This is a genomic window from Alteromonas confluentis, assembly GCF_001757105.1.
GTDB classification, from domain to species: Bacteria; Pseudomonadota; Gammaproteobacteria; order Enterobacterales; family Alteromonadaceae; genus Alteromonas; species Alteromonas confluentis.
In genome coordinates this window covers 57,956-74,619 of record NZ_MDHN01000032.1, presented here as the reverse complement: position 1 = coordinate 74,619, position 16,664 = coordinate 57,956, and the positions used below count along the sequence as shown (strand labels likewise).

15 protein-coding genes are annotated in these 16,664 nt (G+C 49.9%); 9 read left to right on the top strand and 6 right to left on the bottom strand.

Features of this window, described 5'->3' with window-relative positions:
* Nucleotides 1-73 precede the first annotated feature (73 nt).
* Genes nadE through BFC18_RS14340 form a run of 3 tightly spaced genes read right to left on the bottom strand, consistent with a single transcriptional unit; the run spans nt 74 to nt 4,059 of the window.
* On the bottom strand, nt 74-2,188 hold the full coding sequence (gene nadE, locus BFC18_RS14350; protein WP_070126254.1) for an NAD(+) synthase: 2,115 nt from the start codon (nt 2,186-2,188) through the stop codon (nt 74-76).
* Nucleotides 2,189-2,195: 7 nt separating this feature from the next.
* Entirely contained in the window at nt 2,196-3,404 is a 1,209-nt protein-coding gene (pncB, locus tag BFC18_RS14345; protein ID WP_070126253.1) for a nicotinate phosphoribosyltransferase, read from the bottom strand.
* Between the two features lie 19 nt (nt 3,405-3,423).
* Entirely contained in the window at nt 3,424-4,059 is a 636-nt protein-coding gene (locus BFC18_RS14340) for an isochorismatase family protein (protein ID WP_070126252.1), read from the bottom strand.
* Nucleotides 4,060-4,250: 191 nt separating this feature from the next.
* Between BFC18_RS14340 and BFC18_RS14335 the strand changes: the two genes are divergently transcribed.
* The 4 genes from BFC18_RS14335 to BFC18_RS14325 all read left to right on the top strand — a co-directional run bounded on the left by BFC18_RS14335 (nt 4,251) and on the right by BFC18_RS14325 (nt 9,460).
* Nucleotides 4,251-4,778, top strand: a complete 528-nt coding sequence (locus BFC18_RS14335; protein ID WP_070126251.1) for a nicotinate-nicotinamide nucleotide adenylyltransferase — start codon at nt 4,251-4,253, stop codon at nt 4,776-4,778.
* Nucleotides 4,771-5,469, top strand: coding sequence for an NUDIX hydrolase (locus tag BFC18_RS14330; RefSeq protein ID WP_070126250.1), 699 nt, complete (start codon nt 4,771-4,773; stop codon nt 5,467-5,469). The genes BFC18_RS14335 and BFC18_RS14330 overlap by 8 nt, the downstream gene beginning before the upstream one ends.
* Before the next feature lie 136 nt (nt 5,470-5,605).
* Nucleotides 5,606-5,779 (top strand): hypothetical protein, encoded by a 174-nt coding sequence (locus BFC18_RS21730; RefSeq protein ID WP_170826609.1) that lies wholly within the window; start codon nt 5,606-5,608, stop codon nt 5,777-5,779.
* Between the two features lie 363 nt (nt 5,780-6,142).
* On the top strand, nt 6,143-9,460 hold the full coding sequence (locus BFC18_RS14325; RefSeq protein WP_070126249.1) for an amidohydrolase family protein: 3,318 nt from the start codon (nt 6,143-6,145) through the stop codon (nt 9,458-9,460).
* Between the two features lie 111 nt (nt 9,461-9,571).
* On the opposite strand, the gene BFC18_RS14320 is transcribed toward BFC18_RS14325, so the two are convergent.
* The 3 genes from BFC18_RS14320 to BFC18_RS14310 all read right to left on the bottom strand — a co-directional run bounded on the left by BFC18_RS14320 (nt 9,572) and on the right by BFC18_RS14310 (nt 12,019).
* A complete protein-coding gene (locus BFC18_RS14320) occupies nt 9,572-9,781 on the bottom strand; it encodes a BrnA antitoxin family protein (RefSeq protein ID WP_070126248.1) in 210 nt (69 codons plus the stop codon).
* Nucleotides 9,774-10,070 carry a BrnT family toxin gene (locus BFC18_RS14315; RefSeq protein ID WP_070126247.1) on the bottom strand — a complete coding sequence of 99 codons (297 nt, stop codon included), beginning with the start codon at nt 10,068-10,070 and terminating at the stop codon, nt 9,774-9,776. Before BFC18_RS14315 ends, BFC18_RS14320 begins: the two co-directional genes overlap by 8 nt.
* Before the next feature lie 404 nt (nt 10,071-10,474).
* Nucleotides 10,475-12,019, bottom strand: coding sequence for a hydroxymethylglutaryl-CoA reductase (locus tag BFC18_RS14310; protein ID WP_070126246.1), 1,545 nt, complete (start codon nt 12,017-12,019; stop codon nt 10,475-10,477).
* 412 nt (nt 12,020-12,431) lie between these two features.
* On the opposite strand from BFC18_RS14310, the gene BFC18_RS14305 reads away from it, so the two are divergent.
* Genes BFC18_RS14305 through BFC18_RS14285 form a run of 5 tightly spaced genes read left to right on the top strand, consistent with a single transcriptional unit; the run spans nt 12,432 to nt 16,639 of the window.
* Entirely contained in the window at nt 12,432-13,685 is a 1,254-nt protein-coding gene (locus tag BFC18_RS14305; RefSeq protein WP_070126245.1) for an HlyD family secretion protein, read from the top strand.
* Nucleotides 13,685-15,844: a peptidase domain-containing ABC transporter gene (locus tag BFC18_RS14300; protein ID WP_070126244.1), complete on the top strand. Its 2,160-nt coding sequence runs from the start codon at nt 13,685-13,687 to the stop codon at nt 15,842-15,844. Before BFC18_RS14305 ends, BFC18_RS14300 begins: the two co-directional genes overlap by 1 nt.
* A complete protein-coding gene (locus BFC18_RS14295) occupies nt 15,837-16,079 on the top strand; it encodes a helix-turn-helix domain-containing protein (protein ID WP_070126243.1) in 243 nt (80 codons plus the stop codon). The genes BFC18_RS14300 and BFC18_RS14295 overlap by 8 nt, the downstream gene beginning before the upstream one ends.
* A 9-nt stretch (nt 16,080-16,088) precedes the next feature.
* Nucleotides 16,089-16,397 (top strand): hypothetical protein, encoded by a 309-nt coding sequence (locus BFC18_RS14290; protein ID WP_070126242.1) that lies wholly within the window; start codon nt 16,089-16,091, stop codon nt 16,395-16,397.
* 59 nt (nt 16,398-16,456) lie between these two features.
* Nucleotides 16,457-16,639, top strand: coding sequence for a hypothetical protein (locus BFC18_RS14285; protein WP_070126241.1), 183 nt, complete (start codon nt 16,457-16,459; stop codon nt 16,637-16,639).
* Nucleotides 16,640-16,664 lie beyond the last annotated feature (25 nt).

Sequence of the window (16,664 nt, the reverse complement as noted above, 5' to 3'; positions counted from 1 at the left end):
AGTGGCAAATACTACAAAACGTGCAAGTAATGTTTAACGAGCTTGCAAATGCTATTGCAAGCTCTTTGATTTATTACCCCTCCACTTCCTCAACATAATCCCACATCTGCTGTAGCTGCTCGCTGAAACCATTGTTCAGCAATGGGAAACGGTGGAAGGTTTTCGGATCCAGTGACACCTGTTCAATGTGGAATCCGGCACGGGTGCCGTAGCGTTTCCACGGATTACGGCAGAACAGTCTGAACCAGCGCTCAACATAAGCGGCCAGCTGGCGCATGTCGTGATCTTTGTCGAAACCGTTGAGCATCAGCTCTACCAGAATGCTCTTTGGCCACATCTGGCGGGCCAGATAGCAATCCATGATGAAATCGCACACCACATAAGGCATCAGATCCGCTTCATCGGTCTGCTCTTCAGGACGTAGTTCCGCTGTGGGTTGCTGTACGTTCACGCGGTGCATTTCTTTCAGCTGATGGCGGGCGCTTTTACCATCCACAGATAGCGGCAAACCCACTTCTTCAAGCCAGCGGTTGACCTTCCGAATGGTGGTTTTGTTGATACCGGCAATCACGGAGATCACGCCGGACGTATCACCATCCATTGTCGCGTAACCCAGAGCAGATTCAGACAGGTTCGACGTGGCAATCAGCAATTTGTTCTCACGGTTCGCTAGCATCCATACACCCGGACTACGACTGCGGGCCTGAATGTTTTGCATGGCGATATCGTCGGTTTTCCAGCTTAGCGGACGATCTGGATACAGGCCGTTCACCAGAGAATGATACTGCTGTACTACCGGTTCAATGTTCCAGCTGTGGAAGGTGGCGCCGATTTCCTCTGCCAGATACTTCGCCGCATTGAACGTAGTTTCCGATGAGTTATCCGTGCCTTGATACAAACACAGCAACACCTTCGGCATGGCCTTTTCTTTCAGCCAGGCAATTTTGTCTTCGCCCGGCGCGATGGCGTCTATTTTCGCAGCTAATCCTTTCGGTAAGGTCGCCAGATAATCGTGCACACCCAGTTGTTCCAGCGCCACAAAATGCGACACATACACCGAGGCTGCCACCAGCGCAGAATCCGCACCGCCGGACAAACTCACCACGTAACCGTCGGTATGGGTGCGCGTAGTCCAGTCCCACAGGCCGTTGCCAAGCGCATAGCAAATTTCGGTAAAAGCGTAGTCGTCACCGCTGAGTGAATCCCAGAATACCGGCAATTCATCTTTGGCGGAATCTACGCGGTCGTTACTGCGAGCAGCCAGCACGGCGTCATTTGGCAGGGTGAGAGATAATTCGATATCCACTACGTTGGTATCGTCGATATCAATGGTTTCAGAGCTGATCACGCGGGATACACGGTTGGCGCTCACGTTCACCAGGGTTTGGTTCATCACCACATCGCGCACGTTGAAGCGGTCGCCACGGGAGACGATTTTTCCTTCCGACGCAATCAGTGAACCGCCGTCAAAAATGCTGGTGCCGTTTTCGGTACCGGCTAAATTCGCGTAGGCATACACCACACCAAAGGCACGGGAGCCTTCTTTAATAAACTGTTCACGGATAAAGTTTTTGCCCACCGCAAAGTGAGAGGCACTGGGGTTTAAAAGCACATCCACATTGCGATGATAAAGGTCGCGACCAGGACGGTTTGCCACCCAGGCGTCTTCACAGGTTTCTACACCAATGCGCAGGCCACCGGCATTCACTACCACATCACCAAAGGGCACATTGAATGTGGGATGATTTACCACCCTGCCCCGTGGCCAGGCTTCAAACCAGCGCGGTTCATAGTGCAGGCCATTTCGAGCCAGATATTGTTTACAGGCAAAGCCATGCAGGCCGTCAGCACTGATAAACGCCGTCGTGTTATACACCTGACCGCCGGGAAACATGACCGGCATGCCCATGGCAATGAGCATGTTGTCGGCATGCTCACGTTCGTGGGCCAGTGCCTGGTAGCCAGCCAGTACGTCGTTCAGTGCGGCTTCGGCTGCCTGATTAAATTCCTGATAGCTAAAGTTGTCTTCACACCCGTAACCGGTGAGCGCCAACTCCGGCATTAGCAGAATGTTGATGTGCGCATCCAGTCCACGCTCGATGGCGGTAAGGATTCGGGAAACATTGCCCTTAAAATCAAAAGGGATCTGGCGCAGCGCTGCTGTACCAATTCGGGTGTAATTTGCCATAAAACTCTTAAGCCCAGTTCACTTCAAATACCTTTTTCAGGTAGCTAACAAATTCAGGATCTTCGCAGAGGTTCTTGCCCGGCGCGTCAGAGATCTTCGCCACCGGCTTACCGTTCACCCGCACCAGTTTCATCACAATATTCAGTGGGTTTACACCACGCACGTCGTTAGACAAGAAGGTGCCAATACCGAAGGATGTCTGTATGCGACCACGGAAACGCAAGAACAACGACACCATGGTTTCGAAATCCAGACCATCGCTGAAGATGATGGTTTTAGTTTTCGGATCGATGTTGAGGTTCTCATACATGCGAATCGCCTTTTCACCGAATTCTATCGGATCGCCGGAGTCATGTCTCAGGCCATCGAACAGTTTTGCGAAGTAGAGGTCAAAATCACGCACAAAGGCATCCATGCCGATAGTGTCAGTAAGGGCATATCCTAGCTGACCACGGAATTCTTTTACCCAGGTTTCCAGCGTATGTTTCTGAGAATACACAAGCTGTACGCCAATCTGCTGCGATAGCATAAAGATTTCATGGGCCATGGTGCCAATGGGCGATATGTCGAACTCTTTGGCGAGGTGCATATTGGAGGTACCCACAAACACCTCAGGGATCATGCTTTTCAGCATATCCACTACAGTAAGCTGCGCTTCATAACTGAAACGTCTGCGAGTGCCAAATTCGGCAATTTGTAGCCCCGTAAGATCGTGTTTTTCATGCTGTTCCTTCAGCCATTTTAGCTTATCAAACAAAGGCTGGCGCACGTCTTCGTAAGTCTTATCGGGATAGTTACGGCGGTTATAAACCTCGGCCACCGTAGACAGCACGGGCATTTCAAAATTATGCACGTGCATCAACGGGCCTTTCGCGCGGATAGACAACTGACCGTCCTCTTCACCAATGTGCAGAAACCGAGATTGATAAGACCACATTCTCACCCATTCGATGAAGTCTTTGGTGTACCACGGAATGCTTTCCAGCCAGCTAATTTGATCTGGGGTGAAGCGCAAGCCATCAAGCTTTTCTAACTCTTGCTGGATTTCACCACGATAGGGCCGCAAATCAATATCACTTCGTACAACGAACCGGTATTCAACGTCTTCAACGTAGGGATACTGGTGCATGAAGCACTGCCACATGTTCATTTTATAAAAGTCGTTATCCAGCGCAGAAAAATTCAGATGTTCCTTGAATAATGAATTGCGGGACATGGGTTTGTTCCTTAAGGGATTATGCAACAATGGCTTTTTTGACATCGTCGATGGTGTCGGCGATGACAACTCCTGATTCCTGAAGTGATTGAATTTGCGCTTGGGTACCATCCGGAGCGATGCCACGACAGGCATCTAAATGCAGAATAACCTTAAAACGCCCTGTTTGTTGTAACTGTCGTGCGGTAGTGGCGACACAGAAGTCGGTTGCCAGGCCACCCGCAATAATAGTGGTCACGTCGTTACAGCGAAGAAATTCTATTACGCCGGTAGACAGTTTTTCGGCCAAATCGTGATAACACGCGCCATAGGGATGAAGATCGGGGGCCACACCTTTCCACACGAAAAAATCATACTCAGTGGGTGCAGGCAAACCATCGAGTAATTCAAAACCCTTGGTGCCCGGCTTGCAGTGCATCTTAAACGTGGTGTCGGTATTTTCGTAATCCAGCGGTTTGAACTGGTCTTCATCGGCATCCACTTTAAACAGCGCGGCGTCGCAGTGGGAATCGCTGGAACCGATTAAATAGTCAGCCAACGCATTCTGCGCCAACAATGCCGACACAATTTCGTCACCACCCGGTACCGGGAGTTCATCGGGGCATAGCGGGGTAAATCCTTTTTGCGGATCTACGTTAATCGATGCGATCTTCATAAACAGTCTCCTTTCGATAAAACGAGTATTCTATCAATACCCTTTAAAGTCAATTAATTTTTGAACATTAATTCGGCTCACCGCTTCATCCCATTTATTAAATAATGCGTCGCAAGCGATTGCTGAAATTCACGGTTGCCTGTCTGCGATTAAACAAGTATCTTTTAAATACTCATTAAAAAGGGCTTTGTATGAAAACAGCCGTATTCGGTTCTGCGTTCAATCCACCTACCCGGGGGCACCTCGATGCCATTGAGCATGTGCTGGACCACGAAAATAATTTTGAACAGGTGCTGTTAATTCCGTCGTACCAGCATGCGTTTGCTAAATCGATGATTGATTACAACCATCGGGTGGCACTGCTACAGGCGTTTGTCGATGATATTGCTGATAAGCGGGTAAGGGCCTACCCGGTGGAGCACCTGATTGCTAATGATGGCAAGCCGGTGTACACCTTTGATGTGCTTTCTCATTTGGAAAATACGGAATTTGGCGGCGATCAGCTTAGTTTCGTGATGGGTCCGGATAATCAGGCCAACTGGTCGAAGTTTTACAAGGCCGAAGAAATCGAACAACGCTGGGGCGTTTTTGTGGTACCAGAACGCAAGGCTATCCGCTCTACATTGGTGAGAGACGCACTGAGCACAAGCCAACCGATAGACCACTTAGTGACGCCTTCTGTGGCAATGTATCTGCAGGAGCATAAGCTGTATGACTAAGCAGGCTTACCCCACGCCGGTATGTACTATCGACGCAGTATTGTTCCGCATCCACGACGAGCAGCTGCAGGTTGCACTGATCCGCCGCCCCTCTGACGCCCGGGTGTATGCCAATGTGCTGGCTTTACCCGGCGGCTTCGTACATGTAGATTCTGATCAGAACCTTAACGACACCCTGCTGCGTAATCTCAAAGAAAAAGTAGCACTGTCACCGGCGTACATCGCCAAACTGGAATTTGAAGGTAATATCAGTCGCGATCCTGAAGGCTGGAGCATTACCTGCCCCTATCTTTGCCTCATAGACGAATCGGCTTCATGTAGCGAACAGGTTTGCTGGATGTCAGTGTCTGATTTTCTTGGCGAATCACCATCGATTAATTTGCCCTTCGACCACCAGCAACTGATTCAGAAAGCATTTCACCGGTTGTATCACCGTGCCAAGTACAGCACCGAACCGAACTACTTTTTCCGCGAACCGTTTACCCTTTCGGAATTACAAACGGTGTATGAAATTGTGCTGGGTAAGCCGTTGCATAAAAAGAACTTCCGCGACCGCATCGAGGAAAGCGATTCAGTAGAAGAAACTGGTGAAAGCAAAATTGTAAAACGCAGCAGAGCAAAGCTTTATACGCATAAGCAACCGCAGAAACCGCACTTCTTCTCCAGAGTATTGCAGGGTGCATTAGACTAGCTCGCATTGCGTTGAACAGTCTCGATTATTTTCTCTGATTGATTTTCAAGATTATTGATATCGATTAACCCTGTTATCTTTATTGGGCGATACTATTCATACTTCACTGCATCGTTAAGCACATAAGAGAAGACACATGAAAATCGACAATATCGTATTGGCCCTGCTTTTTACATTGGCACTGGCTGTCACATTCGCACTAACTGCCAATGTGGCTATCAGCCTGTTTGCAGGCGCATTACTGGTGGGTTTTCAGCTTGCGATGAATTGGGTAATTGCCGATATTTCCGAGTCTTTTACTTCTTGGTAAGTCACGTTTTCTTTCCGGCATTCACTAACAAATACGATGAACGCCCTCCCCCAACAAGCCACTACCTTTGCCAAAACGTTGCCCCCTGACGTATTCTTGGATTTACCGCAGAAGCTTGGTGAATACCGCGTTTTAATTAGCGAACCGGCGAAATGTCGGGCGGACGAGCTGGCGAAGTGTGAAGTGTTGTGGCGAGGAAACCGTCAACCGCAGGGATGCGGTTGCCGAACCTCCAGGGACGGATTCACGGCGTGTTTCCGAGTCACGACACGTAACGCTTCAAGCTAGCTCTCCCTCCCGAACTCCAACGCCCTTCTTGCTTCTGCGAAATAACACCAATTATAAGATCCTCAGGGGAACACAATGGTAAAAACCTCACGACATGCTCTGGCTGTGGCCATGGGTTTGCTGCTGGGCAGCACCGCAGCACTGGCTGAAACAGAGAAATCAGACAAAGAAAGTTGGGACGTGCTAAACCCGCCGTTCAAATTGAATAGCGTTGAAATCAACACCAATGAAACCTCATGGTCGAGCCTGGATGTAGCGCCGAACGGCAAATACATGGTGTTCGACATGCTGGGTGACATCTACAAGGTAGATTTAAAAGGCGGTCAGGCGACGCCACTGACTCAGGATTTTGCCTGGAACCTGCATCCGACCATTTCTCCAGACGGCACCCAAATCGCGTTTATTTCTGACCGTGGCGGCTTATCTAACGTTTGGGTAATGGACATCAACGGCGAAAACCTACGTCAAGTGACCAAAGAAAAGAAAAACCTGATCCACTCACCTAAGTGGAGCCCGGACGGACAGTATATCGTGGCCACCAAAGGCATTATGTCCAGCCGCAGTATTCCTGCCGGTGAAATCTGGATGTATCACATCGCCGGTGGCGACGGTCTGCAAATCAAAGCACGTGAGCACGGCAATGGCGATCAACAGAACATTACCGACGCCGTTTTTTCGCCAGACGGCAACTACATCTATTACACCCACAACACCGTGCCCGGTGGCGGCTTTGAATATAACCGCGACCCGCTAAAAGGCATTTTCGACATTACCCGTTACGACCGTGAAACCGGTGAAGAAGAAAGCTTCATTGGTGGTGTGGGCGGTGCCATTGTGCCAACCCCTTCTCCGGATGGTAAATACGTTGCGTTCATCCGTCGGGTGAAAAACAAGTCCGGTCTGTTCCTTAAAGATCTGGAAACCGGTCTGGAAAAACCTCTCACACTGACACTGGAAAAAGACTTGCAGGAAGGCTTCGGTACAGAAGGTTATTACGCTTACTACGACTGGCTGCCAGACAGCTCTGCACTGGTGTACTGGACCGGTGGTAAGTTCCACAAGATTGCCATCAAAGATGGCAACATAAGCGATATTGATGTGAACGTGAAAGCCACGCTGCAGTATGCTGATGCACTGCGTTTCGACGTGGATGTAGCACCTGACGAATTCGACGTGAAAATGATTCGCTGGTCGCAGAAATCCCCGGACGGCTCCAGCATCCTGTTCCAGGCGCTGGGCAAACTGTACGTGAAAGATTTGAAGTCCGGCAAGATGAAACGTCTGACGTCGCAGAATGACCATGACGAATACTTCCCGCGCTACACCAACGACGGAAAATTTATCGTTTACACCACCTGGAACGATCAGGATTTAGGTGATGTGCGAGTGGTTTCTGCCAAAGGCGGCAAAGGTAAGGTGATCAGCAAGAAACCGGGTCACTACATCGAGCCGAGCTTCTCACCGGACGGTCGTTACGTGGCTTTCCGTAAATTCAACGGCGGCTATCTGCTCGATCCGAAATACTCTGTTGAGCCGGGCATTTACGTTGCCGACCTGAAAAACGACACTGAAGTGAAAGTCAGTGACCGGGGCTCCGAGCCGCACTTTGCCGGAAACGATGGCCGTGTGTACTTCACTGAATATGCCGGTGGTTCTGCCTATCCTGAAACCCAGTTCAGCAGTGTAGACATGAACGGCGAAGACAAGCGCACACATTTGTACGGTGCCGCTCAGGTCAGCGAGTACCGTCTTTCTCACGACAAGAAATGGGTCGCCTTCACCTATCAGTTCAAAACCTACGTCACGCCATTTGTCGAGAACGGCAAAAAGGTCACCATCGGTCCGAACATGACGTCACTGCCGGTAACCCAGCTGTCTGCCCGTGCCGGTGAATACCTGTCCTGGAGCCCGGATAACAAAACCGTTGGCTGGTTCCACGGTCCGAACTACTACGAGCGCAGTCTGGACGATGCTTTCACCTTTGTTGGCGGTAAAGAAAAAGAGGCGCTGCCTGATCCACTGGCTGAAGGCATGAATCTTTCGTTTAAAGCTAAGGCCGATAAACCTACAGGTTACAAAGCGCTAGTTGGCGGCAAAGTGGTGACCATGCGCGATGCCGACAATCAGCAGGAAGTGATTGAAAACGGTGTGGTACTTATTCGTGATAACCGCATCGAAGCTGTTGGCACCATGGATGAGGTTTCCATTCCTGATGAAGCCATGCGCATCGACGCCCGTGGCAAAACCATCATTCCTGGTCTGGTAGATGCCCATGCTCACGGCTCCCAGGGCCGCAACGAAATTATCCCGCAGCAAAACTGGAGCCAGTACTCCAATGTATCGTTTGGTGTGACCACCATTCACGATCCGTCTAACGACACTACCGAGATTTTCTCCGCTTCTGAGTTACAACGTCACGGTGACATTGTTGCGCCCCGTATCTACTCCACCGGCGCCATCCTGTACGGTGCCGAATCACTGGGCTACAAAGCCATCATCAACAACTATGACGATGCATATTTCCACGTTCAGCGCCTGAAAGAAGCCGGTGCGATTTCGGTGAAAAGCTATAATCAGCCGCGCCGTGACCAGCGTCAGCAAATTCTGTGGGCGTCTCACGAGCAGCAGATGATGGTGGTGCCGGAAGGCGGCGGTAAGATGCAGCAGAACCTGACCATGCTGGTTGACGGTCACACCGGCCTTGAGCACAGCTTCCCGGTTACCCGTGGCTATGACGACGTAACGCAGCTGTGGTCTGCCACCGAGTTTGGCTACACACCAACTTTCATCGTGTCTTACGGCGGTCTGATGGGCGAGGAATACTGGTACGATCGCACCGAGGTATGGAAAAACGAGCGCCTGCTGCGCTACGTACCGTCAACCATGCTCGACAGCCGTTCTATCCGTCGCCCTACTGCACCGGACAATCAGTATACTCACCCACAAGTAGCGAAGTACGCCAAAGAACTCCGTGACAAAGGCGTAAGCGTACACATTGGTGCTCACGGTCAGCGTGAAGGTTTAGGCGCGCACTGGGAACTATGGAGCATGGAACAGGGTGGATTCACGCCCTGGGAAGCGCTGCGCGGCGGCACTATTGATGGCGCCAAACACTTAGGCATGGGCAAAGACATCGGCAGTATCGAGAAAGGCAAACTGGCCGATCTCGTGGTAATTGACGGCGATGTGCTAAGCGACCTGCGCCGCAGTGAGTTTGTGGAATACACGGTACTGAATGGTCGTGTGTATGAAGCCGCTACCATGAACGAAGTCGGCAGCCGTAAAACCCGCAAACCGTTCTTCTTCGAAGACAACAACAAGTTGTTTATGCCGGAAGACACCGCAGCGGAAACCGAAGCCAAAGCGCATATGTACCACTGGAAGCATGATTAAACTGAAACCAGTTTAACGAGTGCTAAAAATAAACCGACGTCATGTCGGTTTATTTTTGTCAGGATAACAGACTTACAAATTCACACATTACAGATACAGAGCACCTTCAACTTACTGCCAGTCTATCCTCAGCTCCTTTTCCTGACTGGCACAATCTTTCAGATAAAGATTAATCAGATTCTGATAAGGGATCCCGTTTTTGTCTGATAACTTTTTGAAGTAGTCAATCACGTCCGCGTCTAGCCTAATGGTGATCTGCTTCTTCAGCTTTTTCGCATAAGGATTTTTTTCGGAATCAGTAAAATCATAGTTACTACGCATGTCTGAACTCCTCATAGATTTTTCTTTCACGTTTATCGGCTCTGCGTGCAGAGATGAGCCTGATAACCTGCTCTTCAGCCCTATAGCAATGACAAACTACCAGCAACTTTTCCTTTTTGCTTTGCCCTAGAATAATGAAACGTTCTTCCATTTCAGAGCTATCAGGATCGGAAATAACGCGAGCAAGTTCGTCGTAAAACACCGTTGAAGCTTCCGAAAATGTTACTCCATGTTTCTTTGCGTTAGATTCAGCCTTCGCTAAGTCCCACTCAAAATATAACGCTTCCATAATTACAATGTAGTTATTTTAAATTAGAAGGCAAGTTTAAGTGAGTTGAATTTTGAAAGTAACGCGACTTACGGTCAGGCTCTAAAACGCAGTTTGCAATACCGGTGGCGGCTGTAGCGCCTGAACAACCTCTTCAGGATTTTCGCACACCAGATACACCTCTTTCTGCTTATCTTCAATACTCGCCATCATGGAATATTGCACCGCAGGGATGCGGCAGTCGAGGCCCCATGGATAGGTGTACGCCGTGTTCAGGAGCCACTAGGCTTCCGGCCGCAGCTGGAAAAGGGATTCTGGCTCGGAAACCGTCAACCGCAGGGATGCGGTTGCCGAGCCTCCACGGATGGATTCACGGCGTGTTTACGAGTCAGACCCCGTTCCTGCGAACAGGCCGGTAAGCCGCCCTACCGGTTGCGCCCGTATTGTTCGTGGGATGATACCCAGTCTGAGGATGAGATGGCACTGGCCAACGAAATTTCGCCGGCAAGCGCTACCGCACCGACGATTTCGGCGAACTTATAGACTTTGTTTTTGCCATAACAGTCCATCAGTTCTAAACATTCTTTCTGTGTGCCAATGCCCGTGCCGCCGCCATAAGTGGCCACAATCAGCGAGGGGATTGTCAGCGACACGTAGAGATCGCCGTCTTCGGTGAGTTCGGAATACATGATACCCGCAGAGGATTCAGACACGTTTGCCACGTCTTGCCCTGTGGCAATAAACATCGCCGTGATCCCGTTTGGCGAATGCAGCCCCGTATTGTTCACGCCTGAAAGGAACGAGCCTACGCCCGCGACTCTGCCGTGATAATCAATCTGTTTTGGATCTACCCGCATTACGCTCAGCAAGTGCTCGCGCTTAATCGTCGCTTCTGCCGTAACCCGTTTCCCACGGGTACGCATAATGTTTATCTGCGATGCTTTCTTGTCGGTAGCGAAGTTCGATTCCAGATAGAAGTTTTCAATTCCTTCATAGTTATCCAAAATCCAGCCACAGGCCGCGAAGGTCGCGCGCCCTACCATATTCTGTCCCGCCGCATCGCCGGTTAGATAATTAAAACGCAGGAAGGCAAATTTGTTCGACAGGAAATGGTCGATATAAGTGAGTTTTGCTACAGAAGACGTGGCTTCCGCTTCGTCACGAATTTGGTCGATATTTTCATTTACCCATTTTACAAAATCCCGGGCACCTCGGGCGTCACTGAAAATAAAGACCGGAGCCCGCTGCATCGCATCATCAACAACTGTGGCTTTTACCCCACCCGACATATTCAGCAACTTCATACCGCGATTATAAGATGCCACCAGTGTGCCTTCGGTAGTAGCCAATGGCACCACGAATTCACCCTGCGCATGTTCGCCGTTAATTTTGAGCGGACCCGCCACGCCGATAGGCACCTGCGCCACACCAATAAAATGCTCGATATTGCCGCGAAGTGTCCCTGGGTCGATAGAATATTTACCAATGTGGTCAACAGGCGCACCAGTAGCTGAAGCAAAATACTGCTGACGCTGCTCAATAATTTCCGGGCGATAATCATCGTGAGGGTCGCGGGGAATACCCGCCGGCTTTTCTGCAATCGGAGAGATATTGTCTTCAACGGTGAATTTAAGCTTGCCGAAAGGCGCCGCTTTGAACTCGATACCTAATTTGAGTTTCTCAGGCCCCGACTTGGCTTTTACGTCGAGAAAAACCGTTATCACTTCTCGTAGTGGAAATGGCACGTTGCCACTGGCGTTTACTTCCTCAGCACTCAGCAGGGTATCAGGCCCCACTTTAAGGGTGATTTTTTCGTTGGCGATGTGCTTTCCATCTAGTGATATCTGCAGGATTTCTTCAAGGTGCGCATCTTTCAGGCGATTCTTCAGCATAAAGCACAACCCATCTTCGGTTTTCTGCAAACTGCCATGGGTATACAACTGCTTCAGTAACATGCTGGGAATAAACATTGCGGCACCTTCCTTATCTTCTGGTTTTCCTGATTGCCTTTTCTTCTGCAGACGCTTTTTACCTCTGCACCATAACGTTAGTTCACAAGTTTTTCACTTTATATCGGTTATCGCGTGTGCATTCTTTGACCTTTCGCACATCGAAACCACTTGTCGAAAACGGACATGCTTTGACAAATCCGGCCAAAATCCCCCGAAAACAGTGCCCTTAGCGCCCCGGTCCCCGGCAGAAAAGCTGATTTATGCTGAACCGCTTAAATTTTGAACCGTCAGCAGGACGCTGGTGTTTACCGACAGATTGGCCTGATGGTTTGAAAGGGAGGCGTCAAGGATTGTGATGCCAGGGATTCAAAAATCAGTAAGGAAGTGAGCAGGACAATCTGTCGGTACTTTTGAACTTCAGGGAGTATTTATGCAGCAACATTTATTCAGACAGGAGGCCGTAGAATTTCAGTTCGCGGCTAATCAGGGAGAAACATTTGTACTTCCATCATTATCGACCAGGCTGTTGATAATGATCATTTTTGTCTGGGTAATTGCGCTCGGCTGGTACCTGAATACTCAGCAATACAAAACCTTCACCCGAGTGAGCGGTTGGTTGGAAACCACCGCGGGCAGTGTGCTGGTTTACCCTGACAACCTGAGCGGCCGCATCAGCAAACTGATGATAGAAAACGGCGATATTGTTAACGTTGGCGACCCTCTGTTACAAATCGACAGTGGCCAAACCCTTGATAACGGCGAGGCTGTTCACTCAGCCATTCTTAACGAATACCTATCTCAACAATCGCGTTTGCAGCAGCAACTTGAAGATCTCGCGACCACGCAGCTTTTTAGTCAGCGAAACTTGCACCAGCGCATCGCCGAGCTCAAAAACGATATTACCCGGCTTTCCCGGCTCACAGACGTGGTGGCAAAACGCGTTAGCCTCGCCCGGGCTTCTGAACAGTCTGTAAAAAAATTATCAGATGCCCAGCTCCTTTCTCAAAGCGATCACCGTAACGCCGCAAGCACCGTGCTCACTCTCGAACAAGAGCGATTAGAGTATCAACGTGAATATGCCGCCAAAACAGCACAACTCAACGAGGCTGAGAATGAATTCGCCCGATTACCGGCACAGCATCGCCAGGAACGGCTCGACATTGAGCACCAGCTCAGCAACCTTAAAAACCAAATTTTGCAATGGGACAGTCAGCATAAGCGGGTAATTACCGCATCGATCAGCGGTCAGGTCACCGATCTTGATACCCAGGTTGGCGAATACATTTCATCTACACGTCCGCTCCTTTCCATCATTCCTGAAAACGGTCAGCTTCACGGCAAGCTCCTGCTTCCTGCACAAACTGCCGGCCAGGTTGAGCCAGGCCAACCCGTGCGTATCAAGCTCGATGCCTTTCCGTATCAACAATTTGGTGTTCTTGAAGGCACGATTACTCGCGTTGCCGATGACGTAATGTCTGCTGAAACCCGCCAGCGCCAGCCTATTGTGCTGAATGAGCCTGCCTATCTTATTGAAGTGCAATTATCGGCACAAAGCATCGGCACTTTTGGTGAGCTGGCAGCGTTACGCAGCGGCATGACGTTTAGCGCCGATGTGACAACACGTGAATCCAGCTTTATTGACTGGCTATTGTCGCCACTTCATGCCGTAAAAGGAGCCTGGTGATGACCATTTCTCTTGTGTCTTCAAACCCATTTAACGGTTTTTCCAGCCAACCCAAACCAACCGTTGTCTATCAGGCTGAAGCCGCGGAATGTGGGCTCGCCTGCCTGTGCATGATTTTACAAGCACATGGTGACAAACGCTCGCTAAGGGAGTTACGACAGCAGTACGGGTTATCGATGAAGGGAGCTACGCTAGGCGACTTGATGTCGCTGGCCAGAGAGGTTTCATTGTCTACCCGACCACTTCGGCTAGAGTTGTCTTCGCTGGGTGAGCTGCAAACTCCGTGTATTCTGCACTGGGACATGAAACATTTTGTGGTGCTGTCGAAAGTGACCCGCCATGGCATTGTGATCCACGACCCCGCCCAAGGCAAACGCGCGCTAAGTTTTGAAGAGGCATCGAAACATTTCACCGGTATTGCCCTCGAAGCCTGGCCAGAGCCCGATTTCGAGCCAGTAAAAGGCGCACCCACGTTAAAGCTCACCACCCTTTTCCAGCAAATTACCGGATTACGCCGCACGTTGCTCATCACGTTTACGATTACGCTGGTGATCCAATGTTTTGCACTGTTATCGCCTTACTATATGCAGATTGTGGTTGATGAAGCCCTGCCCGCCGGCGCTGACGATTACCTGCTCGCCTTAACCCTCGGCTTCGGTCTGTTTCTGTGTATCGAATGTGTGGCCTCTTTGCTTCGCCAGCATGTGTTATTGCATTTTACCAGCCGCCTGCAATTGCTTATGAGTGCACGGGTTTTCGCTCACCTATTACGTCTACCGCTCCACTGGTTTCATAGCCGTCACACTGGCGACATTATCTCAAAATTCGGTTCTCTGGCAGCGCTGCGAGACTTTGTCAGCGCTCGCTTCATCACCGTCATCATGGATGGACTAATGGCCACCATCACCCTTGTGGTCATGTTCATCTACGCCCCTACACTCGCCTGTATTGTTATTTGCGCAACCCTGCTATATGCGACCTACCGCATCATCGCCTACCAGTGCGAGCGGCCTCATCATGCGGAAAGACTGGTTCAGGGAGCGAAGGAACAAAGTCACTTTATTGAATCGATACGCGCTATTCAAACCGTGAAGCAGTTTGATCAGGAAGTTCATCGCCACGGTAGCTGGCTCAACAAACTCACGGCATCACTCAATGCGGATATTCGAATTGGTAAGTGGCAGATGCGTAATTCGCTGGCTAAACAATTTGTCAGTGGCGCAGAAAATTTGCTGGTCATTTACTTTGGTGCAGCAATGGCGATGGAAAATGCGTTGACGGTGGGCATGCTCTACGCGTTCATTAGCTATAAAAACCGCTTTGTCACTGCGTTCGAGAGTTTGATCTCTACTGCTTTAGAATGGCGCATGTTGTCACTCCACCTTGAGCGTCTGTCTGATATTGTGCAGTCAGAGCCGCTTCCGTCATTACCTCAGCACATCAACACCGTTTCATCTCAGCCACCAACGCTCACGCTTAATGATGTGACATTCCGCTACGATAGTCAGTCTTCTCCGGTTCTCGACAACGTTTCGTTAGAAGTAGCAGCCGGGGAAGCTATCGCAATTACCGGCAAGAGTGGCAGTGGCAAATCTACGTTACTGAAGTGCATTACTGGCATTAATGCCCCCACTCATGGCGCAATTACGTTTGGCGGAAACCTGGTAAGCAAAGGCGCGTTGAAAGGACGTTCGGCCGCCGTTTATCAGGATGACGCCCTGTTGAGTGGTTCGGTGCTTGAGAATATATCCGGTTACACCGATACCCCAGACATTAAACTCGCCACTGCAGCCGCCCAACTCGCTTGTATCCATCAAGAAATCATCGCCATGCCCATGCAATACCAGACACTCGTGGGCGACATGGGCAGCACGCTCAGTGGCGGACAAGTACAACGAATCATGCTGGCTCGCGCCCTCTATCAACAACCAGATATTTTGTTTCTCGATGAAGCCAGCAGTCACCTGGATATGGGCAACGAAGCGCAGATCAATAACAACCTCAAGCAGCTACGCATTACCCGAATCATCATTGCCCACCGGCCACAAACGATTGCGCTGGCGGACCGGGTTTTCGAATTACAGCAAGGCAAATTACACCCCGTCGCGGGGCTCGCGACACCTAATCTATCCACCAGCAAGGAGAACCACCATGAATAATGATCATACGATTAATGAACGCCTGGACCAACTGTCGCGTCGTGAACTGCAGGTTGCCTATAAGATTATGGAAGGCCTGCCCAACAAACGTATTGCGTCTCAGCTTTTTATTAGTGAGCGAACGGTAAAGTTTCACTGTGCAAATATTTATCGCAAGCTTGAAATCCGTAATCGCACCAGTTTAATGGCGTCATATTACCGCCAGTTTCATCAACCCTCTCAGCAACCTGAATAAGGGAAAACGATGAGCTTTCGGATTAGAAATACCGTTACCTTTGAAGCCGAGATGATGGTGGTAAACAGCTTAGTACCTATGGCTACAGCCTCACTGTGCTGCCTGATTTATTTTGCAATTACTGGCTTGCAGCCAAACATGTGGGTAGTCGGTTTTACCTTTAACCTCTGCTGGGTGCTAAGCCTCAGAGAAACCATTCTCAGTAGCTATCTTCAAGGGGTGTCGGACTCAATACAGGATTCACCTTACCTGAAACCGAAAATGGGTAACAACCGCACTTACGGCCAGCAGACGGCAGAAGAAGAACCCGTAAACTAAACCCTGCTGTACGAATAACAGCAAACCAAATGGAATGACCAATGTTCAAGGAGAACACGATGAAATCAACAAATAAGACCCCGCAATTACTTACTGAAAACGCCGCTAAATCCGTGACCGGCGCAGGCTTCATTAAGCTGCCCGTAGAGATTGAGGACAAACCAAAACTGATCCCGTCTCGCAACTTTACCACTGCATTAGGTGAACACGGTGGTGACTTGCCGGAAGAATCTATCTGGTAAGCCATCTCGTAGGCTTTGTGGCGGG